The sequence below is a fragment of the Micromonospora sp. NPDC049139 genome (assembly GCF_055586845.1).
On the sequence record NZ_JBVJHK010000019.1, the window covers coordinates 136,311 to 158,462 of the forward strand.

General features: G+C 74.4%; 13 protein-coding genes and 1 pseudogene. 8 read left to right on the forward strand and 6 right to left on the reverse strand.

The genetic code is table 11. The annotated features are described in order from the left end of the window. Positions 1-39: 39 nt before the first annotated feature. A complete protein-coding gene (locus ACZ6Q9_RS27240) occupies positions 40-1,116 on the forward strand; it encodes a PHP domain-containing protein (protein ID WP_393268571.1) in 1,077 nt (358 codons plus the stop codon). 110 nt (positions 1,117-1,226) lie between these two features. On the opposite strand, the gene ACZ6Q9_RS27245 is transcribed toward ACZ6Q9_RS27240, so the two are convergent. Beyond that, positions 1,227-2,204, reverse strand: coding sequence for a DMT family transporter (locus tag ACZ6Q9_RS27245; RefSeq protein ID WP_396830066.1), 978 nt, complete (start codon positions 2,202-2,204; stop codon positions 1,227-1,229). 117 nt (positions 2,205-2,321) lie between these two features. Between ACZ6Q9_RS27245 and ACZ6Q9_RS27250 the strand changes: the two genes are divergently transcribed. Beyond that, complete coding sequence (locus tag ACZ6Q9_RS27250; RefSeq protein ID WP_393268576.1) at positions 2,322-2,921, forward strand: Uma2 family endonuclease; 600 nt, start codon at positions 2,322-2,324, stop codon at positions 2,919-2,921. Positions 2,922-2,973: 52 nt separating this feature from the next. Beyond that, positions 2,974-4,644, forward strand: a complete 1,671-nt coding sequence (locus tag ACZ6Q9_RS27255; RefSeq protein ID WP_393268578.1) for a DUF885 domain-containing protein — start codon at positions 2,974-2,976, stop codon at positions 4,642-4,644. A 93-nt stretch (positions 4,645-4,737) separates the two neighbouring features. On the opposite strand, the gene pgfA is transcribed toward ACZ6Q9_RS27255, so the two are convergent. Further along, a complete protein-coding gene (pgfA, locus tag ACZ6Q9_RS27260) occupies positions 4,738-5,850 on the reverse strand; it encodes a cell envelope lipid trafficking protein PgfA (protein WP_393271163.1) in 1,113 nt (370 codons plus the stop codon). Positions 5,851-5,961: 111 nt separating this feature from the next. Between pgfA and ACZ6Q9_RS27265 the strand changes: the two genes are divergently transcribed. Beyond that, positions 5,962-7,161: an acyltransferase family protein gene (locus ACZ6Q9_RS27265; RefSeq protein ID WP_396830065.1), complete on the forward strand. Its 1,200-nt coding sequence runs from the start codon at positions 5,962-5,964 to the stop codon at positions 7,159-7,161. Here ACZ6Q9_RS27265 and ACZ6Q9_RS27270 read toward each other — a convergent pair. Then, complete coding sequence (locus tag ACZ6Q9_RS27270; RefSeq protein ID WP_466021441.1) at positions 7,053-11,345, reverse strand: alpha-(1->3)-arabinofuranosyltransferase domain-containing protein; 4,293 nt, start codon at positions 11,343-11,345, stop codon at positions 7,053-7,055. The genes ACZ6Q9_RS27265 and ACZ6Q9_RS27270 overlap by 109 nt on opposite strands. 85 nt (positions 11,346-11,430) lie before the next feature. Between ACZ6Q9_RS27270 and ACZ6Q9_RS27275 the strand changes: the two genes are divergently transcribed. Then, positions 11,431-12,642, forward strand: coding sequence for a glycosyltransferase family 4 protein (locus ACZ6Q9_RS27275; RefSeq protein WP_396830063.1), 1,212 nt, complete (start codon positions 11,431-11,433; stop codon positions 12,640-12,642). Here the strand turns inward: ACZ6Q9_RS27275 and ACZ6Q9_RS27280 are convergent. Both ACZ6Q9_RS27280 and ACZ6Q9_RS27285 read right to left on the reverse strand, forming a co-directional pair. Then, positions 12,627-12,821 carry a hypothetical protein gene (locus ACZ6Q9_RS27280; RefSeq protein WP_350709619.1) on the reverse strand — a complete coding sequence of 65 codons (195 nt, stop codon included), beginning with the start codon at positions 12,819-12,821 and terminating at the stop codon, positions 12,627-12,629. The genes ACZ6Q9_RS27275 and ACZ6Q9_RS27280 overlap by 16 nt on opposite strands. A gap of 128 nt (positions 12,822-12,949) precedes the next feature. Next, positions 12,950-14,482 (reverse strand): annotated as a pseudogene (locus ACZ6Q9_RS27285) (MmpA family trehalose lipid delivery protein); the annotation flags it as partial. Positions 14,483-14,597: 115 nt separating this feature from the next. Between ACZ6Q9_RS27285 and ACZ6Q9_RS27290 the strand changes: the two are divergent. Both ACZ6Q9_RS27290 and ACZ6Q9_RS27295 read left to right on the forward strand, forming a co-directional pair. Further along, positions 14,598-15,857 (forward strand): polysaccharide biosynthesis protein, encoded by a 1,260-nt coding sequence (locus tag ACZ6Q9_RS27290; protein ID WP_396830062.1) that lies wholly within the window; start codon positions 14,598-14,600, stop codon positions 15,855-15,857. Positions 15,858-15,889: 32 nt separating this feature from the next. After that, entirely contained in the window at positions 15,890-18,409 is a 2,520-nt protein-coding gene (locus ACZ6Q9_RS27295; protein WP_396830061.1) for a fibronectin type III domain-containing protein, read from the forward strand. A 1-nt stretch (position 18,410) separates the two neighbouring features. On the opposite strand, the gene nudC is transcribed toward ACZ6Q9_RS27295, so the two are convergent. Then, positions 18,411-19,334, reverse strand: a complete 924-nt coding sequence (gene nudC, locus ACZ6Q9_RS27300) for an NAD(+) diphosphatase (RefSeq protein WP_393271150.1) — start codon at positions 19,332-19,334, stop codon at positions 18,411-18,413. Between the two features lie 182 nt (positions 19,335-19,516). Here nudC and ACZ6Q9_RS27305 point away from each other — a divergent pair, with 182 nt between their 5' ends. Further along, positions 19,517-21,334, forward strand: coding sequence for a VanW family protein (locus ACZ6Q9_RS27305; protein WP_396830060.1), 1,818 nt, complete (start codon positions 19,517-19,519; stop codon positions 21,332-21,334). Positions 21,335-22,152: the final 818 nt, after the last annotated feature.

Below are 22,152 nucleotides of genomic sequence, written 5' to 3' on the forward strand. Positions count from 1 at the left end.
TCCCTGCGACCGGCGGCGCGGAGGCGTATTTTCCTTGGAATGAGCGCCCGGGACCCGATCGCCGATCTCCGCCGGATCGCCTTCCTCCTGGAGCGGGCGAACGAGGCGACCTACCGGGTCCGGGCGTTCCGGTCGGCGGCCACGGCCCTCGCCGCGCTGCCGGCGAGGGAGGTGGCCGAGCGGGCCCGCACCGGCAAGCTCACCGAGCTGTCCGGGGTCGGCGACGTCACCGCCCGCTGCGTCGCCGAGTCGCTCGCCGGCGAGGAGCCGGTCTACCTGCGCCGGCTGGTCGCCACCGAGGGCACCGACCTCGACGCGGCGGCGACCGCGCTGCGCACCGCGCTGCGCGGCGACTGCCACACCCACTCCGACTGGTCCGACGGCGGCTCCCCCATCGAGGAGATGGCGCTCGCCGCGGTCGAGCTGGGCCACGAGTACCTGGTGCTGACCGACCACTCGCCCCGGCTGAAGGTGGCCCGGGGCCTGACCGCGGACCGGCTGCGCCGCCAGCTCGACCACGTCGCGAAGGTCAACGAGGCGCTGCCGGAGGGCTTCCGGATCCTGACCGGCATCGAGGTCGATATCCTCGCCGACGGTTCGCTGGATCAGGACGAGAAGCTGCTGGCCCGCCTCGACGTGGTGGTCGGCTCGGTGCACAGCGGCCTGAACGACGAGCGGACGAAGATGACCCGGCGGATGCTGGCCGCGATCGCGAACCCGCACCTGGACATCCTCGGCCACTGCACCGGGCGGATGGTGTCGTCCCGGCCGGCCGGCGTGAAGGGGCCGGGCGACCGGGCGCACCGGCCGCGTACCCGGTCGGAGAGCGACTTCGACGCGGACGCCGTCTTCGCCGCGTGCGCCGAGCGCGGGGTGGCCGTGGAGATCAACTCTCGGCCGGAGCGGCAGGATCCCCCGAAGCGGCTGATCCGTCGGGCCCTGGAGGCCGGCTGCGACTTCGCCATCAACACCGACGCGCACGCCCCGGGGCAGCTCGACTGGCAGCGGTTCGGCTGCGAGCGCGCCGCCCTCTGCGGGGTGCCCGCCGACCGGGTGGTCAACACGTGGGACGCCGACCGGCTGGTCGACTGGGCGCGCGAGCACGCCGCGCGCTGAACCCTCGCCTCGCCGGCCGCCCCGGGCCGGGGCGCCCCGTCGACACCGCGCGGCGCCGCCCAGCGGTAGGTGGCCCGCGCAGCCCGCCCGGCGACGTCGGCCGGGGCCGCTCAGCGAGGGGTGGCCGGCACGATGGCCGGCGCGGGCGGCGCGGCGGCGTCGGCCGCCGGCCGACGCCGGCCGATCAGGCCCTGCGAGACGGCGACGCCGAGCAGCACGATCAGTGCGCCGACCGGCTGGTGCCAGGTGAGCCGCTCGTCGAGGGCGAGGGCGCCGATCAGCACCGCGAAGACCGGGATCAGGTAGGTCACGGTGGAGGCGGTGCTCGCCCCGGCGACCCGGATGTTGCGCATGTTGATGACGAAGGCGAGGCCGGTGCCGAGCGCGCCGAGCGCCAGCACGCTGGCGACCACCTCGACCGAGAGGCCGGTCGGCGCCGGCGGCGCCCCCGCGACGAACGGCGCGACGACCGCGAGCTGGGCCGCCGCCATCAGCAACTGCGCCGCCGAGAGCGAGAGCCCGGAGTGCGCACTGCCGGCGACGAACTTCTTCTGGTACGGGATGGCGACGCCGTAGCAGGCGGCCGCGCCGAAGCACATCAGCTGCCCGACGAAGTGCGCCCCGCCCACGCCCTGCCAGACACCGAGCACCACCAGCACGCCGACGAAGCCCAGCGCCAACCCGACCGCGCGGCGGACGGTCAGCCGCTCGGTGCGGAACACCAGCACCGCCAGCGGCAGCACGATCAGCGGGGTGGTCGCGTTCCAGATGCCCGCGAGCATCGACTCGACCCGCTGCTCGCCGTAGCCGAAGAGGGTGAACGGCACGGCGACGCCGAACGCGGCGACGACGGCCAGGTGCGCCCAGACCCGGGGCTCGGTGGGCAGCCGGTCACGGAGCACGGCGAGCACCACCAGCAGCGTCACCGCGCCGGCGACGACCCGGTAGAGGGTGAGATGCAGCGGATGCAGCTCCTCGACGCCGACCTTGATGAACAGGAAGCTGGAGCCCCAGATCGCCGCCAGCGCGACGAACCCGGGCAGCCAGCTCCGCAGCGCCGCCCGGTCAGGGGTGATATCCGCTGTCACTCCTGACACTCTGCCGCAGCCCCACGACAATGTCCCGCGACTTTCGGACGCCGTGTCGACCGCCACAGCAACCGACTTACATTGGAGACGTTGACCAGCCGAGGAGGTGGCCACCCGATGGCGATGCCGATGCGGTTCGACCCGCTCACCGATTTCGACGGGATGTGGACGACGCGACTCGCCGACCGTTACCTCCCGCTGCCGGAAGTGCCGGCCGCGCGTTACGAGTGCATCGACGGAAGGCTGGTCATGACACCCGCCGAGGTGGGCACCAACAGCTACGGGGAAGCCAAGCTGATCCGTCTCCTCGGGCCGGCCGCGGAGACAGCCGGCCTCTACGTGTACGGCCAGGTGAACCTCACCTTCACTCCGCAGCGGTGGATCCAGCCGGACGTGACCGTCCTGCACACCCTCCCGGCGGACGACGAGGAGGACCGCTGGATCCCGGTGAAGCTGTGCACGATGGCCGTGGAGTTCGTCTCCCCCGGGAGCCGGCGGCAGGACTTCGTGGACAAGCCGCGCCGCTGCGCCGAGGGCGGGGTGCCCTACTTCATGCGGATCGAGATCACCCGACGGCTGCGGCACGTGTCGGTCGAGCTGTACTCGCTCGACGAGGAAGGTGCGTACGTCATCCTGGCGGAGGCGCTCGGCGGGCAGCGGCTCCACGCCGACGCACCGTTCCCGATCGACTTCGACCCTGCCGACCTGCTGCCCTGAACACCGCAAACACGCTCGACAACTCGGCGGTCGCGTCGCGTAGGGTCGCAGCGTGGGACGAATCGATGACCTCGCGAACCGGTACGTGGCCGACTGGGCGCCGCTGAGCCCGACCGGCGCCACCTACGTCGGCATTGCCGGCTACGACGGCCAGCTCGACGATCTGTCACCGGACGGATACGCGGCCCGGGCCGGGCTGATCCGACAGACCCTGGCGGACCTGGACGTGACCGAGCCGGAATCAGAGTCGGAACGGACCGCCAAGGAGGCCATGCAGGAGCGGCTGGGCCTCGACCTCGCCCGCTACGAGGCGGGCGAGACGACCAGCGAGGTGAACGTGATCGCCAGCGGCCTGCACGAGGTCCGCATGGTGTTCGACCTGATGCCCACCGAGGGCGACGACGCCAGGGCCAACATCGCCGCCCGGCTGAACGGCTTCGCGGGCGCGCTGGAGGGCTACAAGGCGACGCTGCGTGAGGCGGCCGCCGCCGGCCACGTCAGCTCCCGGGTGCAGTTGGTCGAGGTCGCCAAGCAGTGCGACATCTGGACGGACCCGGACGGCGACAACTTCTTCCACGGGCTGGTCGAGCGGCTGGACGCCGACGGCAGCCTCGGTGCCGAGCTGCGCCGAGGCGCGGCGGCGGCGACCGCGGCGACCGCCGAGTTCGGGCAGTTCCTCCGCACCGAGCTGGCTCCGCTGGGCCGGGAGAAGCAGGCCGCCGGCCGCGAGCGCTACGAGCTGGCCTCGCAGTACTTCCTGGGCGCCAGGGTCGACCTCGACGAGACGTACGCCTGGGGGTTCGAGGAGCTGGCCCGGCTGGAGGCCGAGATGCGGGCGGTGGCCGCCCGGATCGTCGGCCCCGGCGCGACCATCGACGAGGCGGTCGCGGCGCTGGACGCCGACCCGGCCCGGACCATCCAGGGCAAGGAGGCGTTCCGGGACTGGATGCAGGCGCTCGCCGACAAGGCGATCAGCGACCTGAACGGCACCCACTTCGACATCCCGGAGCAGGTCCGCCGGATCGAGTGCTGCCTCGCCCCGACCAGCGACGGCGCGATCTACTACACCGGCCCGAGCGAGGACTTCTCCCGCCCCGGTCGCATGTGGTGGGCGGTGCCGCAGGGCGTCACGGACTTCTCCACCTGGCGCGAGGTGACCACCGTCTACCACGAGGGCGTGCCGGGTCACCACCTCCAGGTCGCCCAGACCGCGGTCCGCGCCGAGCTGCTCAACCGCTGGCAGCGGCTGCTCTGCTGGGTCTCCGGGCACGGCGAGGGCTGGGCGCTCTACTCGGAGCGGCTGATGGACGATCTGGGCTACCTGGACGACCCGGGCGACAAGCTCGGCATGCTCGACGGGCAGGCGTTCCGGGCTGCCCGGGTGATCGTCGACATCGGCATGCACCTGGAGCTGGAGATCCCGAAGGACAACCCGTTCGGCTTCCACCCGGGCGAGCGCTGGACACCGGAGCTGGGCTGGGAGTTCATGCGGGCGCACTGCCGGGTGCCGGACGAGAACCTGCGCTTCGAGCTGAACCGCTACCTCGGCTGGCCGGGGCAGGCCCCCTCGTACAAGGTGGGCGAGCGGATCTGGCTCCAGGCCCGCGACGAGGCGAAGGCCCGCAAGGGCGCCGACTTCGACCTGAAGGAGTTCCACCGCCAGGCGCTCGACCTGGGCTCGCTCGGGCTCGACCCGCTGCGCAGGGCGCTCGCCCGCCTCTGAGGTGCGGTGCGGGGCCGGAGGGACACCGGCCCCGCACCTCGATGTCGGAGGACCGTCACCCACCTGCCACGGTGGGCGACGCCCGGCGACCTGCTACCGGTCCCCGGCCTCGCCGTCGCCGCCCCGCACGGGCGCCCCGGACGTGACCTCCTGCTGCTCTGCCGACGCGGCGGCGTCGCTGTCGTCGGCGCGGTGCCGCGCGGCGGCGGTGGCCCGCCGACCCGAGAGCACCAGCCAGAGGCCGACGAGCAGCGCCAGCGCACCGATGACCGCCAGCCCGAGCGGGATGGTCCGACCGATCAACTGCAACTTGTCCCGGTTGTTCCCGGCGGACTCCACGCTGTTGGCGATGGTCTGGTCGGTGTAGACGAAGTCGGCGTCCAGCAGCGCGGTGGCCGTGCCCTGGTCCGGCACCAGCGTCTTCTTCTGCTGCTCCCGCACCTTGACGAAGTTGCCGCTGACCGGCTCGACCCAGATGGTGCGGGTGTTGCTGTACATCACCTTGCCGCTGGTCGCGCCCGGCGCGAACGCCCCGAGCAGGCCGCTGACCCGGTCGGCCGGCAGGCCCAGGTCGGTCTCCTCGATGACCTGCTGGAACCGGTACGCCTCGATGCCGTCGACCTTCTCGGTGCCGTCGAACCGGATCGGCAGCGCCTTGCGCACGTCACGGTCGAAGTACTCGTAGTCCTTGCGCTCGGTGTGGAACGGGAACTTGTAGACCTGCCCGCCGAAGGTGACCTCGCTCGGCCCCTCCGGCCCGTCGGCCTGGAGGAACTGCTTGTCCCACCCGACCGCGGCAGCGGTCCGCCGGTCCAGCGCCAACTCCGCGGAGTACTGGCTGATCACCTCACCGGTCTGGGTCCACTTGACCGTGCCGTACGCGCCCCAGACGACCGCCTCGCCCTCCAGGTCGCCGGTCATCTCCGCCTCGGTAACGCCGGCCTGCGGCGCCACCTCGGTGGTGGCCTCCAGCGTGCCGGTCTGGACCGTCGGCGGGGCGTCCTTCTTCAGCTGCAGGAACTTCGCGTTCTCCGCCACCGCGACGCTTGGCTTCAGGCACCCCTCGGGCTTGCCCTCCGCGTTGCAGAGTGCGAGGTCGTACGGCAGTTTCGTCACCGTCGGTGCCACGAAGAACGCCGCTCCCGCGGCGAGCACGAGACACAAGACGCCTATCCCGAACAGCAGGGCGCCCAGGCGAGCCTTCACTGATCCTCCCAACAAAGACAGTCAGCCGGTGTCCGGCGAGGGGGTCCTGTCCCTAAACTTGGCCGCAGGTTACTCCCGGGTTACATATTCACGCGACCCTCTGGACGGTTGATGTCTGCCCCCACCACCGATCAGGGCCTCCGCCGGCTGCCCGCGCTCGACGCCGTACGGGTGATCGGCGCGCTGGCCGTCGTCGGGCACCACGTCGGGTTCGCCACGGGCGCGAACACCGGCGACTCGGGGCTGGGCAGCTGGCTGTCCCGGCTCGACGTGGGCGTCGCCGTCTTCTTCGTGCTCTCCGGGTTCCTGCTCTTCCGCCCGTACGCGCACACGCTGGCGACCCGGCAGCGGCCCCCGTCCGCCCGGCGCTACCTGTGGCGACGCGCGACCCGGATCCTGCCCGCGTACTGGGTGACCGTGGTGGTCTGCCTGCTGGTGCTGCCGCAGAACCGGCCGGCGTCCGCCGGCGACTGGTGGCGGCACCTGGCGCTGGCCCAGATCTACGAGCCCCGGCAGTTGCGGCACGGCCTCAGCCAGACGTGGAGCCTCGCCACCGAGGCGGCCTTCTACCTGCTGCTCCCGCTGCTGGCCGCGCTCCTGCTCGGCCGGCGCTGGCGTCCCGGCCGGACGACCGTCGTCATCGTCGTGGCGGGGCTGGCGGTCACCGCCGGCTGGGTGGCCCTGATGGGGCTCGACCTGCTCGACCTGGGCCTGCACACCATGTGGCTGCCGTCCTACGCCGGCTGGTTCGGCGCCGGCATGGCGCTGGCCACCGTCCACGTGTCGCTGCGCACCGGCACCGGGCACCGGTGGCGGTGGCTGGACGACCTCGGCACGGCGCCGCTGGCGTGCTGGTCGGTCGCGCTGGCCGCGCTGGCCGTCGCCACCACGCCGATCGTCGGGCCCCGGGACCTGGCCGAACCCACCGCCGCCCAGTTCGGGCTGAAGATGGCGCTGTACGCCGTGGTGGCGGTGATGCTGGTGCTGCCGGTGGCGTTCGGGCCGGACACCCGGACCAAGGCCGTCCTCGGCGGCGTCGTCGGCCGGTGGCTCGGTCGGGTCTCCTACGGGCTGTTCCTCTGGCACCCCTTCGTGCTGGAGGGGGTCTACCTCCTCACGGACCGGCCGAACTTCACCGGCGACACGGGCCAGATCTTCCTGCTCACCGTCGCCGGCGGGCTGGTCCTCGCCGCGCTCAGCTACTACGCCGTCGAGCGCCCCTTCCAACGCTGGAACGGGCCGTGGCCGCGCCGCGGCGGGAGCACGACCGAGAACCAGAGCACCGTCACAGCCGCGACCGCCGCCAGCTGAGGCGCCGCCGCGGTGTGCCCGCCGCGGGTCACCGCGTACCAGCCGGCCAGCGCGAAGCAGCCCACCGGCAGCCAGCGTCCGGCCACCCGGTACAGCCGGTGCAGCCGGTGCCGGTCCGGCGGGTGCAGCTGCGGCTCCAGCACGTGACCGGCCAGCACACCGGCCGCCGCCAGCAGCGCGACCGCGACCGCCGCCAGGCCACCGAACAGCAGCAGCGCCACCCCACCGAAGAGCAGGGCGAGCAGTCGGTGCCGGCGGCGACGCGCCGGAGCCGCCAGCGGTGGCGGGACACGCCGGCTCGGCAGCGCGGCGGCCACCCCGACCCCGCCCAGCAGGATCGCGCCGACGCCCAGCGCCACGACGTAGCCGTCGTCCGGGGCGAACCGGAGCAGCACCTCGCCGGAGAAACCGGCCGGCACCAGCCAGCCCTGCTGCCAGCCGTCCACCACGAACGGGGTGAGCCGCCTGCCGCCCGCGGTGGCCTCCCACCCCGCGTTGGCGTTCTCCCGCAGGGCCAGCACCCGCTGGCCCGGATACGCGTCCAGGTGCAGCGACCGCCGGGTGGCCGCCCAGCCGTCCACCCGGACCGGGGTCTGGGTGGCCTCCGGCACGCCCGCCGTGCCGGCCGCGCCGCCGTCGGTGCGCCCCGGAACGACGGCGTCGGGGGTGAGGACGAGCCGGGCCGGCGTTGCCAGGCGGCTCGCCGTCGCCACCACCCGCACCTCCCCGCCGGCCAGCGGCAGCGGATCCTCCGCACGGGCGCCGCAGAGCACCGCGTCCACCTCGCGCAGCTCCACCAACTCCCGCCGGCTGGCCACGAGCGCCGTCCGGCGCCGGTGGGTCCCGACCTCGACGGTGGGCCCGGTGCCGCAGGGAAGCGTGACGTGCTCCTCCGGGTCGTTGCGCAGCACCGGGCCCTCGGGCAGCACGATCAGCTCGCCCACGCCGACGGGCAGGCTCCGCGACAACCGCCGGTACGGGTCAAAGGTGTTGGCCGGCACGACGTCGGAGATCAGCACGGTGATCTGGTCGGTCTTCAGCGGCCGGTCGAAGACCAGGCTGCCGCCCTCGTCGAAGACGCCGCCGCGCATGCCGCCGTCCCCGATCACGGTCGCCTGCCACGGGCGGGCGGCCGCTGCCGTGGGTGGCAGGGTCACCTTCAGCCCGGCGATCTGGCGCGCCTTGGGCCAGGTCAGGCGCAGCCACGGCTGCCGGTCGGACGCGGCGGCGTACCACGTCGTCGCCGGGTCGCCGTCGACGACCGCGCCCGGCCGGGCCGCGGGGTGGGGAACGCCGATGCTGGAGGCGGCGACCGCCGGGCTGACGCCGCGCGCGACGGCCGCCTCGCCACCGCCGTCGAGCAACGCGTTCAGGGCGCTCCCCGCCCGGGGGCGTACCCGCAGCGCCACGTCGTAGCCGGCGGCGATCGGCAGGCTCAGCGTCCGGTCGATCCGGTCGCCGTCCTCGGACTCCCTGGCCAGCCCGCCGTCGCAGATCGGCCGGCCCTCGTCGAAGACGCAGGGCGAGGCGCCGGCGGCGGCCGTGAGCACCACGGCCGCCGGGGCGGCGCTGGCCGGCGGCGCCGGCACGGCCAGGGTCCGCTCGACCCGCAGGCCGGGGATGGACAACTCGGCGATGCCGACGCCGCCGAAGCCGGCCCGGATGTCGAAGACCTGGTCGACGGAGACCCGGATCCGGCGGGTCGGGTGGCCGGCGGGCACCGTGACCTGCACGCTCTGGCCCGGGTTCTCCACCACCGCCTGCTGGTTGCCGGCGGCGACGGTGATCCGGGTGGGCAGGGAGTCGGCGCCGGTGTCGAAAACGAGCCCCACGTCGCGGACCACCTGCGGCTCGGTCAACTCCACCTCCAGCCACTGCTCGGTGGCCAGGGTGCCCGGCGCCGAGCGCCAGGAGGTGGCGAGGCTGCCGTCGAGCGCCGCGTACGGCTGGTGCGCCGGCCGGCCGCCGACCAACGGCTGGGCGTCCGACCAGGAGCTCGACGCGGTGACCGACTCGATGCCGAGGTAGCGCACGGTGGTCGCCTGGTCCTCGCCCCACGGCGGCAGGTAGTCCCGGGCGGGCGCGCCGAGCCGCGACTCGTCGGCGGGTGTCATGGTCGCCGAGGCGTTGTCGTGTGGTTGGCCGAACGCGACCTCACGCCGACGCAACCCGTCGGTGAGCACCACCGGGCTGCCGGCCAGCCCCGCCGGCCGGTCCCCCGCCAGCACCGTCGGGGCGTCCGAGAGCCGGCCGGCCGCGGCGACCTGGAGCAGCGACTCCGGCCCGCCCACCACCGTGGTCAGTCCCTCCGTGTCGTACGCGACGACCGGGCTGACCGGCTTCTCGACCTCGTACACCTCCAGGGCCCGGACCTTCACGTCCAGCCCGTGGTCGACGAAGTTGCCGGGCAGTTGGCCGCCGCCGACCTCCGGCCCGAAGGCGCGCACCGCACGGATGCCGGGTGAGCGTTGCAGCGCCTGCCGGACCACCACCGGCTGGGTGGCCCCGGAGCGCCCGTAGTCGAGATCGGAGCGGAGCAGCAGGTACCGCACGCCCGAGCGGGCGAGCAGGTCGGCCAGCCCGGCGGAGCCCTCGCCGTTGGCCAGCGCGGCCTCGACGGTGTCGAGCAGGCGGATCGTGCCCGGCGGGGTGAGCGGCACGGAGCTGCGCACCGCCCAGCCGCTCTCCAACAGGGGCTGGGTGACCTCGTCGCTCGGGCTGCCCCAGAGGTAGCGGGGGAAACGGGCGGCGGGCACCACCAGCACCCGGTCCATGCCGAGGTTGCGGTCCAGCCAGGACGTCGCCTGGTGCCAGTAGCCGGGCACCTCGCGGAAGCTGCCCTGGGCGGGCAGCCCGGCGGCCAGGGCGGGCGCGGCCACCCCGGCGACCGCGACGAGGGCGGTGCCGGTGACCAGGGTGGCACGCAGCCGCACCGGCTGGAGCAGGCGGGGCAGGCCGGGGTTCAGGTCGGGCCGGTCGGCCGCCCGGGCCGCCCGCGCCACCAGCCCGAGCAGGTGGGCCAGGCCGAGGATGAGCGGCAGCCGGAGCACCACGTCGAACTTGTGCACGTTGCGCAGCGGTGCGCCGGCCGCGTCGAGGAAGTCCCGCTGCGTCTGCGCGCCCAGCCCGTCGACCGCGCCGACGTGACCGAGCCCGACCAGGGCCAGCCCGACCAGCAGGCCGGTGATCAGGAGACGCCGGTGCGGCATGCCCCGCCGGGCCAGGCCGACCAGGCCGAGGCCGGCGACCACCAGGGTCGCGACGACCAGCGGTCGCTCGGTGGCCAGCCGCCAGCCGGCAGACCAGGGCGGCCCGTACGCGCCGTTGAGGTACGCGTGCCAGTGCGAGGCGCCGCGCAGCACGGTGGTCGTGTCGGTGGGTGCGGTGGTGACCGGCGCCGTCTCGATGTAGTCGAGGAACGGCGGACTGTACCGGCCCAGCAGGAGCAGGGGCACCAGCCACCAGGCGGTCGCCGCGCCCACCGCCAGGCCCCAGGCGGCCAACGCCGTGATCCGCAGCCGGAACGGGTGCAGGCCGACCAGCAGGAGGCCGGCCAGCGGCACGACGGCCAGTACCGCCGTCGCGTTGACGCCCCCGGCACACGCCACCACCAGCGCGGACCGGGTGACCGCGCGGCGCACCGACCCGCCTCGGGCCAGCCCCACCAGGGGCACCAGCACCCAGGGGGCGAGGGCGCTCGGCCACGCCTCCACCGAGATCGGGCCGAGCTCGGTGACCAGCCGGGGGGAGAGCGCGAAGGCGACCCCGGCGACCAGCCGGGCCCCCGGCGTGCCGACGTGCAGCCGCTCGGCCAGCCGGACCACGCCGGTGCAGGCCACCGTCATGAGCAGCGCCCACCAGAGCCGCTGCACCACCCAGGCCGGGATGGCGAGCAGCTTGCCGAGGAGGAAGAACGGGCCCATCGGCCAGAGGTAGCCGTACGCCTGATTCTGGAGCTGGCCGAAGGTCCCGTCCGGGTCCCAGACGTGCAGGGCGCGACTCAACCATCCGGCCGGATCGACCGCCAGGTCCACCTTGGTGTCGATGGCGATCAGGCCTGGATCCTGGAGGAACGCCAGGGCCGACAAACCGAGACAGACCGCGACCAAGCGAAGACGCCACACCCTTGTCGATGTGTCGTCCGGCCGGTCGGTCAGCTCCGGACGGGCCGGCGCCTGCTGCATGTCGCCTCCGATGGGGCATTGCGGGGGGCGTGACGAAGCCCATAGTGTGACGCGACGCGAAGACTACTCGGCAGTAGGAGTAAGTGTGGAAGCACCGCCTGCCGCCAACCGGCACGTACTTTTCCTCAACTGGCGTGACATCCGGAACCCCGAGGGCGGCGGCTCGGAGGTGTACGTCGAGCGGATCGCCGGGGAACTCGTACGCCGGGGCCACCGCGCCACGCTGCTCTGCGCCACGCACTCCGCCGGTCCCGCCGAGGAGGTCACCGCCGACGGGGTGCGGGTGCTGCGTCGCGGCGGGCGGCACACCGTCTACCTGCGTGCCGCGTTGATCTACCTGGCCGGAGCGCTGGGCCTCGGGCCGCTGGCCCGGCGCCGGGGTGGCCGACCGGACGTGATCGTGGACGTGGGCAACGGCCTGCCCTTCCTCTCCGCCCTGTACGCCCTCTGTCCGGTGATCGCGCTGGTACACCACGTGCACCGGGAGCAGTGGCCCGTGGTGCTGGGCCGCTGGCTGGCGCGCTTCGGCTGGTGGGTGGAGTCCTGGCTGGCCCCGCGCGTCTACCGCCGGTGCCGGTACGTGACGGTCTCCGAGGCCACCCGCCGGGAGCTGGCCACCCTCGGCATCGATCTCGCCCGCATCGCCGTCGTGCACAACGGCACGCCGGACATGCCAGTCGGGCCGGTGCCGCGCACCCCGCACCCGTCCCTGGTGGTGCTCGGCCGGCTGGTGCCGCACAAGCAGGTCGAACTGGCCCTGCACGCGGTCGCCGGGCTCGCCGGCGAGCTGCCCGGCCTCACCCTCGTGGTCGCCGGTCAGGGCTGGTGGGAGCCGCACCTGCGCCGGCTCGCCAGCGAGCTGGGCATCACCGACCGGGTCCGGTTCACCGGCTTCGTCAGCGACGCGGAGAAGGGGGAACTGCTGGCCAGCGCGTGGGTCGCGCTCACTCCCTCGCTGAAGGAGGGCTGGGGGCTGACCATCGTGGAGGCCGGGGCGGTGGGCACGCCGACGATCGCGTTCCGCGGCGCCGGCGGGGTCGAGGAGGCGCTCGTCGACGGCGAGACCGGCCTGCTCGCGGACGACATCGACGACTTCGTCGCCAAGGTGCGCGTGCTGCTCACCGACCATGCCCTGCGTACCGCGATGGGCGCGGCGGCGCGGGCGCACGCGGCCCGCTTCACCTGGCCGGTCTCGGGCGAAAAATTCGCGGCCCTCGTGGCGAGGGCCGCGAACGTTCGGGTGGTGGTGCCGGCGGAGCAGATGGAGCCGGTGGAGCCGTCCTACCTCGCGCCGTAGACCAGCGGCTTGTTGGCGCCACCGCTGCCACCGTCCGAGCTGGTCCGCGCGGACTGCTCGGCCTTGGCGGCCTCGGACGACGAGGTGCCGGTGAGGGTGGTGGCCAGCGCCACCGACCCGAAGACGCCGAGAGCGACCGCGATCACTCCGGCGAGAACCAACGAGAGAGCACTGCGCATGGTGCTGACTTCCTCCTCGTGAGCTGCGTGCGCGGGACGTTACCACCAAGTAGCGACGGTGGGGAGGGCCACGAGGACGATCGATACCAGCCGGTGGGCGCGCTCGCGGCCGGTCAGCCGCCCGCCATCGGGTTCTCGTACAGGGTCAGGTCCGTGCCGGCGTGCACCTCGCGGAGCCCGACCAGCATCGCCGGGTCCACCCGGTGGCCGCCGGCCACCCGTTGCACCACCACCCAGCGCACACCGGTGGCCGTCACCGGAGCACCGGTGGCGAGCACCCGCCGCACCTGCGCCGCCCGCGGATTCTCCCCGCTCACCTCGCTCGGGCCGACCCAGAGCGTGTCGTCGACGAGGACGTCGGCGTCGACATAGCGGGGCAGCGGGTCGAGCGCCGTCCGACCGCCGTTCCACGGGTACGCCCGGTAAGCCCCGAACGGCAGCGAGAGCACCTCGCCCGGCCGGCCGTCGAGGCGGGCGGCGACGGCGTTCCAGTCCGCCGGATAGGCCACCGGTCGCAGCCGGCCGGCCGCGCCGAACGCCAGGTCCGGCAGCACCACCACGGGCAGGACCAGCGCCCCGGCGAGCACCGCACCCGCGCCCACCCGACCGACCCGACCCGCCGCCTCGGCCAGCCGCTCCACGCCGAGCGCGAACCCGACGGCGACCAGCAGGGCGTACGGGACGAGGAACTTCTGCCCGTCGCGCAGCACCCCGGCCCCCGGCACCGTGGCCACCGACCACTCCAGCAGCCCGCCCAGGCCGGGCAGCACGCCCAGAGCGGCGAGCAGGAAACCGCCGGCCGCCAGCCCGGCGAGCCGGTGCGCGAGCCCACCCGACCACCGGCGGCTCAACGTCCGGTAGCCGAGGACCGCCACGGCCAGCACGACGGCGGTGGCCACCGGCGCCAGCGGGGACGAGCGGCTCTCCGGCGTCGTCTGCGCGTTCCAGATCCCGCCGGTGCCGGCCAGCGCGCCGAGCGCGCCACTCCAGTTCTCCGCCCGCGCCGCGAACGCCGCCACCCCGTCGGGGTCGGTCCGGGCATCCGCCCGGGTCAGGGCCGCCGCCACCAACCAGGGCGCGTTCAGCAGCAGCACGAGCCCCACCGCAGCCGCCCCGACCCGGCCCCCGGCCCGCCGCGACGCCAGCACGACGGTGCTGGCCAGGGCGATGAGGCCGCCGGTCGGGGTCACCGCCGCAGGCACGGCGGCCAGCACCAGCAGCGGCAGCGCCCGCCGCCCACCGGCGCGCAACCGGAGCACCGCCGACACCAGCCAGGGCAGCGACGCGTACGCCAGCAGCAGGCCCCAGTGCCCGATCAGCAGCCGTTCCGCCAGGTATGGCGTCCACGCGTACCCGACGGCGGCCACCAGCCGGGTGACCGGGTGCCGCGCCGGCACCAGCAACCCGGCGCCGACGGTGGCGAGCAGCAGCACCGCGACCAGCACCAGCCGCTGCACCAGCCAACCGGGCACCACCTGACTGGCCAGCGACACCAGGGCGTCCAACGGCACCGCCCGGGGCAGCGAGTCGGACGGGACGACGAGTTCCGCGCGCCACGGCTGGTGCGGCACGAAGACCATGTCGTAACTGAGCACGTATCCGGGAGCCGCCAGCGGAGCCAGCACCAGCAGGGTGACGGCCAGCCCGAGCCCGGCGAGCATCGACCTCTCCCGCAGGGTTGACCTCCTCACTACGCTGACCGGGCGTGGCACCGGCGTGGCGCCACTGTACGCGCGCCCGCCGCACAGCCGGGAGTGCCGGCGACCCGGGGCGGTGATGGGAACGGATTCGGACAGGCGCGGCCGGGCGACCGGTCTCGGCGCCGCAGGGGTGGCGGTGACGCTGGCCGGCGTCTTCGTCAACGGGCTGGCCTACGTGGTGCCCGTCCTCGGCGCCCGACACCTCGACCCGGCGGAGCTGAGCGCGCTGGCCACCCTCCTCGCGTTGGGCGCGATAGGCGGTGTGGCCGGCACCGGGCTGCAGATCGCGGTCGCCGTGCACCGGGCCCGCCACGGCCACGCCGCCACCACGCGACCGACCCTGCTCACGCTCGTCGTCACCGCCGTGCTGCTCGCCGTGACGCTGCCGGTGGCCGCCGTGCAGCTCCGGCTGGCCGCCCCGGCGGTGCTGCTGCTCGGCGTGCTCACCGTGGCGGTCGTCGCGGCCGGCCGCTGGCTCGGCGAGTTGCAGGGCGACCAGCGCTTCCTGCGGCTCGCCGGCGGCATGGCGCTGCTCGGCGCCGGACGCTACGGGGGCATGGTGGCGGGGCTCTCGCTCGGCGGCGGGCTCACCGGGTCGCTGCTGGCCGGGGCGGTCACCTCGGTCCTGGTGCTCGCCCTGCTGGTACGCCTCAACCGGGGCTCCGGCATCGACCCGACGGCACCCTCGCTCGCCACCCGGACCGTGCTCACCGCCAGCGGCGCCACGCTGGCGATGCTGGTCGTCTCGTACGTGGACCTGCTGCTCGCCCGCCGCTTCCTACCGCCGGACGTCTCCGGCCCCTACGCCGTCGGCACCGTGCTGACCAAGGGCGCCCTCTGGGCGCCGCAGGTGGTGACCGTGATCGCGCTGCCCCGCCTGGCGAAGGGTGACCGCCGCGCCCTGGTCACCGCGCTGGCCCTGGTCGCCGGCGCCGGGGCGGTGCTGGTGCTGGGCTCGGCGCTGGCCGGCGGGCTCGCCTTCCGCCTGGCCGGCGGCCCGGCGTACGCCGGGTCCGGCCGCTACGCCCCACTCTTCGCCGCCACCGGCGCACTGTACGCGGTGGTCTTCATCCTGGTGAACGCCCGGGTCGCGGCATCGGCCCGGTGGCCTGCCGCTCCACTGTGGCTGTCGACGGTGGTGTACGTGGCCGCGGTCGCGACCGTCGTGCCACGGAGCATCGCCGGGATCGCCGGGGCGGCCCTGGTGACGGCGGCCGTCACCGCCGTGGCGACCGGGCTGCTGACGATGGCCCACGAACGCGGCGGCAGGGCGAAACCCGCCCGGACGGCCACTACCCATCCACCGGGAGCACATGTCACAGTGCGGGACGGATAACCAGGAGACGGGGGTTTCTGGTGAGCGTCAGCATGGCCACGACCGGATCCCGCCGACGGGAGGCCCGTCCGCACACCCGCTGGCTGCTCGTGCTGTACGCCGCCGCGCTGGTGGTCAGCCTGACCGCCGGCGTCCCCGGCCGGGCGCGGGCCGAGGGCGGCATGTCGGCCGAGCGGCTCACCGCCCTCTTCGACCGCTACGGCGACACCTCGGGCCGGTGGAACGGCGCCGACCGGACAGCCTCCGTCCGACTCCCCGACGGCCGGCTGCTCTGGCTCTTCTCCGACACCTTCCTCGGCCCGGTCGATCCGGACGGTTCCCGGCCCGACACCGCGTCGTTCATCAACAACTCGATGGTCGTGCAGCAGGGCGAGGAACTGCGCGAGACCGTGCACGGCGGCACCGCCGAGGAGCCCGCTTCGCTGGTGCCACCACCGGCCGCCGACCAGTTCCACTGGGTCGGCGACGCCCAGGTCGTCGGCCAGAGCCTCCAGATGCTGGTCAACCGCTACCGCCGGACCGGCGCCGGCCCGCTGGACCACGTCCTGCTGGGCACGTCGCTGGCCACCTTCGCGTTACCCGGCCTGGCTCCCACCGCCGTCCGGCCGCTGCCGCTGGGGCAGCGGATCTCCTGGGGCTCCGCGCTGCTCCGCGACGGCGGGCACACCTGGATCTACGGGACCGAGGCGAGCGGCGACACCAAGTTCGCGCACGTGGCCCGGGTCGCCGGGGACGATCTCACGGGCCCGTGGGAGTTCTGGACGGGCAGCGGCTGGGCGTCCGAGGTGGACCGGTCCGCCCGCGTCCTCAGCGGCGTCGGCACGTCGTACGGCGTGCAGCGGGTCGGGGACCGGTACGTGCTCGTGACCCACGAGAACAACCTCGTGTTCAGCGGCGACCTCGTGGCCTACTCCGCCGCCGGGCCGACGGGGCCGTTCGAGGGGCCGGACTACCTGCACAGCGCCGCGGAGACCGACGCCGGGCACCTCGTCTACGACGCCGACCTGCACCCCGACCTGGCCCGTCCGGGAAAGCTGCTGATCTCGTACAACGTCAACAACGTCGACGACGCGGTGACGTACGCCGACGCCGGCGTCTACCGGCCGCGTTTCGTCGAGGTCGACTGGCCCCGCCCCCGGCCGGACCGGGCCGACGTGCCGCCAGCTCCGGCCGCGCTCACCGCCGACGCGCGGGGCGCGGGCAACGCCGAGCTGCGCTGGCGCCCCGTCAGGGCCGATGACGACCCGCGTTACCTGGTCCACCGCCGGGACGTGACCGCCGGCCAGACCCACTTCGTCCGCATCGGCGAGCCGACCGCCGAGCCCCGCTTCTCCGCCGACTTCCTCGTCAACGGGCACGAGTACGAGTTCCGGGTGACCACGCTCGGGCGCCGGGGCGAAGGCCCGCCGTCGCCGGTGGCGCGGATGACCGCCACCGTGCCGCCACCTGCGCCGCCCGGCGGGCTGCGGGCGGCGGCCGGGCGGACCGGGGACGTCGCGGTGCGCTGGGACCCGCTGCCGTTCGTCCAACTGTTCCGGCTGTACCAGCGCGACGTCACATCGGGCCAGCGGGCACCGGCCCTGGTCGGCACGTTCACCGGCACCAGCGCGACCGTCGACTCGCTGTGGCACGCGCGGACGTACGAGTTCACCGTCGTCGCGGTCGGCGGCGGCGGGGACAGCCGACCCTCCGCGCCGGTCCGGGCCACCGCGTTCGTCACCCCGCCGGCCGCGCCGGCCCGGCCGACCGCCAGCCCCCAGCCGGACGGCGACATCCGGCTCAACTGGGCCGGCCTCGGACCCGGCGTCTCCTACCGCGTCTACCGACGGGACGTGACGGCGGGCGAGACCCGCCTCGGCTCGCCGTCGCTGGACACCAGGGCGAACCACCTCGCCCGGTACCTCCGACACGACCACGAGTACGAGTTCGCCGTCAGCGCCGTCAACAGCGGCGGCGAGGGGCCCCTCTCCCCGCCGGTCCGGGCCCGGGCGCGGTTCACCGCGCCGAAGGTGGTGCCGGCCGGCCTGCGGGTGACGAAGGTCGGGCCGGGTCAGGTGGAGCTGGCCTGGCGCTCGACCAACCCCGGCGGATGGCACCGCGTCTACCGGCGGGACCTCACCGCCGGGGAGCGGGAATTCACCGAGGAGAAGGTGGCCGTGCAGGGCACCGAGGCCACCATCCACCAGCTGCGCAACGGCCACGAGTACGAGTTCGCGGTCGCCGCCGCCAACCAGGCCGGTCCGGGTCGGCTGAGCAGGCCGGTCCGGGCCACGCCGCGGCTGCCCACGCCGGGCGGGCTGGCGGTGACGGCGAGCGGCAACGGTGAGGCGCGGCTGAGCTGGCGTCAGGCCGGCCCTGGCCTCGCCTACCGCGTCCAGCTCCGGGATGTCACGTCCGGTACGAGCTGGCGGACGGATCCCTACCCCGTGGCCGGAACCGACTTCACCGCCGTACTGCTGACCCGGGGCCACCGCTACGAGTTCCGGGTCGCGGCCACCGACGGCGTCGACACGGGCCCGCCGTCCGCGCCCGTCGCCGTGCTCGTGGAGTGAGTCAGGCTCCGGCGGCGAGCCAGGATCGGAGCAGGTGGTGGTCGATCGAGTCGACCCGGCCGAGCGGCCACCCGGCGGCCACCCGCTCGCGCAGCTCGTCCCGGGTGAACCAGCGCGCCTCCAGCAGTTCCTCGCCGTCCACCCGCACCTCCTCGGACGCGGCGGTGGCCCGGAAGCCGACCATCAGTCCCGCCGGGAACGGCCACGCCTGCGACCCCACGTACGTCAGGTCGGTCACCGTCACCCCGGCCTCCTCGGCCATCTCCCGCCGGACGGCGTCCTCCAGGCTCTCGCCCACCTCCACGAAACCGGCGAGCGTCGAGTACGCCCCCTCGCGCGCGCCCGCGTGCCGGGCCAGCAGGCAGCGGTCCGGGGCTCCGGGCGCCTCGACCAGCACGATGACCGCCGGTTCGATCCGGGGAAAGAGGAGCCGGCCGCAGTCCGCCCCGGTGCAGGACCGGACGTGTCCCCCGCCCCGGGCCACGGTCGACGCCCCGCAGGCGCCGCAGAAGCGCTGCTGCCGGTGCCAGTGCAGCAGCCCCCGCGCGTACGCCTGGACGGCCGCCTCGGCCGGACCGAGCCGGCCGACCAACGCCCGGACGTCCACGGCGGCGTCCGCCCCGGCCGCCTCGACGGCGGCGGCCTCGGACAGGCCGGAAAGGTCCACCGCGAAGACGGCCGACGTGTCGTCGCCCAGGCCCAGGAAGGCGGTCTCGTCGGCGAGGGCGAGCACCCCGGCCGCCAGGTCGCCGGTCAACCGCACCGGCACGTCCTCCGCGACCAGGCAGCGGTCCCGCCAGAACGGCAGGACGACGCTGCCCGGGTCGGCCATCAGCGCCGCGATCCGCTCCGGGTCGGCGCGCAACTCCCCCGCCCGGTCCAGCCAGCCGCCGCCGTACGCCAGGACCGCCTCGTCCGCTCGCATGCCCCTACCGTGCCATGGCCGCCGCCGCGCCCCGCGCCCGGGCGGCCCCCCGCCAACACGCCGCGCGACACGCGCTGCCGCAACGGGAGGGGCGCAGACTGCCGCCGTGCCGGGCCGCCGGTTACCGTAGGTGTCTTCCGGGCGGGGCGCGCGCTCCCCCCTTGTGGTATGCCCCGATCGAGGTGACCGTGACGCTGTACGGCGAGAAGAACCCACCTGCCGACGACCGGCCCACCGTGCAGGTCGCCGCGGTGACCTGGCCGGGTGACGAGCCGGAGCCCGTCGTGCCCGCCGGCCGACCGGGCGGAGGGCCCCGGTCGCGCCGGGTCCGCCTGCTGCTCGCCGCCGGTGTCGCCACGGCGGTGCTGGCCTCCGTAGCGGGGGTGGGTGCCTACGCGTACGCCGGTGACGTGCCCCGCGGGACGACGGTGCTCGGGGCGGAGCTCGGCGGAAAGAGCCGCGCGGACGCCGCCCGGGAACTGCGGGCGGCGCTGGACCGCCGCGCCGCCGAGCTCGCGACCCCCCTGTCGGTACGCGTCGGCGAGCGAACCGCCGAGATCGTCCCGGCCGAGGTCGGCCTGGCGGTCGACGTCGACGCCACCGTGGCGGCGGCGGCCGAGGCGGACGCGCACGCGGTCGACCGGCTCGTCGGGTCCCGCGCGGTCCAGCCGGTGGTGACCGTGGACGTCGCCCGGCTCGACGCCGCCCTGAAGAAGGTGGCCGGCGGCCAGGGCCGGAAGATGACGATGCCGGCGATCACCTGGAAGGGCACCACGCCGAAGGCGGTGCACCCGAAGCCGAGCCTCGCGCTGGATCCGGAGCGCTCCGCGCAGGTGGTGCGGGAGGGCTGGCTGAGCCGCCAGCCGGTGACCGTGCCGCTGGTCGAGACGCACCCGGCGACCACCGCCGAGGAGGTGGACCGGCTGGTCGCCGAGCTGGCGGAGCCGGCCGTCGCCGCGCCGGTCACGCTCACCACCGACAAGGGCTCCGTGCAGATCCCGCCGAAGGCGATCGCGAGGAGCCTGCGGTTCACCGCCGACGAGGCCGGCAAGCTGACCCCACAGGTCGACGTGAAGCGGCTGCGCGCCGCGCTCGGCGACGACCTGGCGACGATCGAGGTGCCGCCGAAGGACGCCCGGATGACCATCTCCGGAGGCAAGCCGAAGGTCGTCGACGGCAAGCCGGGGCAGCAGCTCGACAGCGCCGCCCTCGGCCGCGACCTGCTGGCCGTCCTGTCGAAGGCGGAGGACCGGAAGGTCACCGGCGAGCTGAAGCCGGCCGAGCCGGAGCTGACCACGGAGAAGCTGGCCGGGCTCGGCATCAAGGAGCGGGTGTCCACGTTCACCACCCGGTTCACCGGTGGGCTCTCCTCGCCGCGCAGCCAGAACATCATCACGATCGCCAAGGACGTGGACGGCACGGTCGTGCTGCCCGGCGAGACGTTCTCGCTCAACGGGCACACCGGTGAGCGCGGCTACGCCCAGGGCTACCGGGACGCCCCGGTCATCCTGAACGGCAAGCTGGTGCCGGGCGTGGGCGGCGGCACCTCGCAGTTCACCACCACGCTGTTCAACGCGACCTACTACGCGGGCCTGGAGGACGTCGAGCACAAGCCGCACTCGTACTGGTTCAGCCGGTACCCGGCGGTCATCGAGTCGACCATCTTCTGGCCGGACCTGGACTTCAAGTTCCGCAACAACACCGAGTACGGCGTCCTGATCGACACCTCGTACACGTCCAGTTCCATCACGGTGTCCGTCTGGAGCACCAAGATCTGGGACAGCGTGAAGACGGAGTACAGCCCGCGGCGCAACATCACCCAGCCGAAGACCGTCTATCTGGAGCCGGGCCCCACCTGCATCCCCGCCAGCGGCAGCCAGGGCTTCACCCAGGACGCCTTCCGGATCATCAAGAAGGACGGCAAGGTCGTCAAGCGGGAGAAGTTCACCTGGCGCTACGACGCCGAGCCGCGCTTCATCTGCGCCCGCGAACCGTCCTGACGTCCGTCCCACTCCCGCACGTCGCTGCCCCGCCTGCCCCGCCGGCGGGGCAGCTCCTTTCCGGCGTACGCACACCCGCGCGGGCTCTGTTCCTCACCAGGCGGCGGATCTCGGACGGGTGCGTGACTCCTTCGCCCTGATCGGGCGTGGGCCTGCCTCGGTCCGCGTCCCGTTCTGTGTGGCGGCCCGGGTGGGGTGGGGGTGGGCGCTGCCTAAGGCGTTTGTTGCGGTGTCGGGGTGGGTGGGGGTGGGCGCTGTCTGAGGCGTTTGTTGCGGTGTCGGGTGGGTGGGGGTGGGGGGGGGGGGGGGGGGGGGGGGGGGGGGGGTGTGTTTTTTTGGTGTCGGGGGGGGGGGGGGGGGCCCCCCCCCCCCCCCCCCCCGGCCCGGGGGGGGGCCCCCCCCCCCCCCCCCCCCGCCCCCCCCCCCCCCACCCCCGTCGAGGTCACCCACCGCCCGCGCCTCCCGGCCCGCGTCCACGCCCACGTTGCGGGCCCGCGATAGGCCTTCTCCCTGTCTGCGGGGAGTTGTCGTCCGGCTCGACCCAGCCCAGCTCGGCAGGGCGATGCTCGACAACCATGGCAGCCACGGTGGTCGCGTTCATGCCCATGTTGCGGGCCTGCGGCAGCGCCCTTTCCCCATGTCGGCGGGATGAACTTGCCCGGTCCGCGGGTGCCTTCACCGCATCCCACCGGAGCGCTGTTCCGCGTCAGCGGATGAACCCCCAATGCGTTCAGGGCCACCCCGAAAGGGGTGGCCCTGAACGAAAGATTGTCCGGCGGTGTCCTACTCTCCCACACCCTCCCGAGTGCAGTACCATC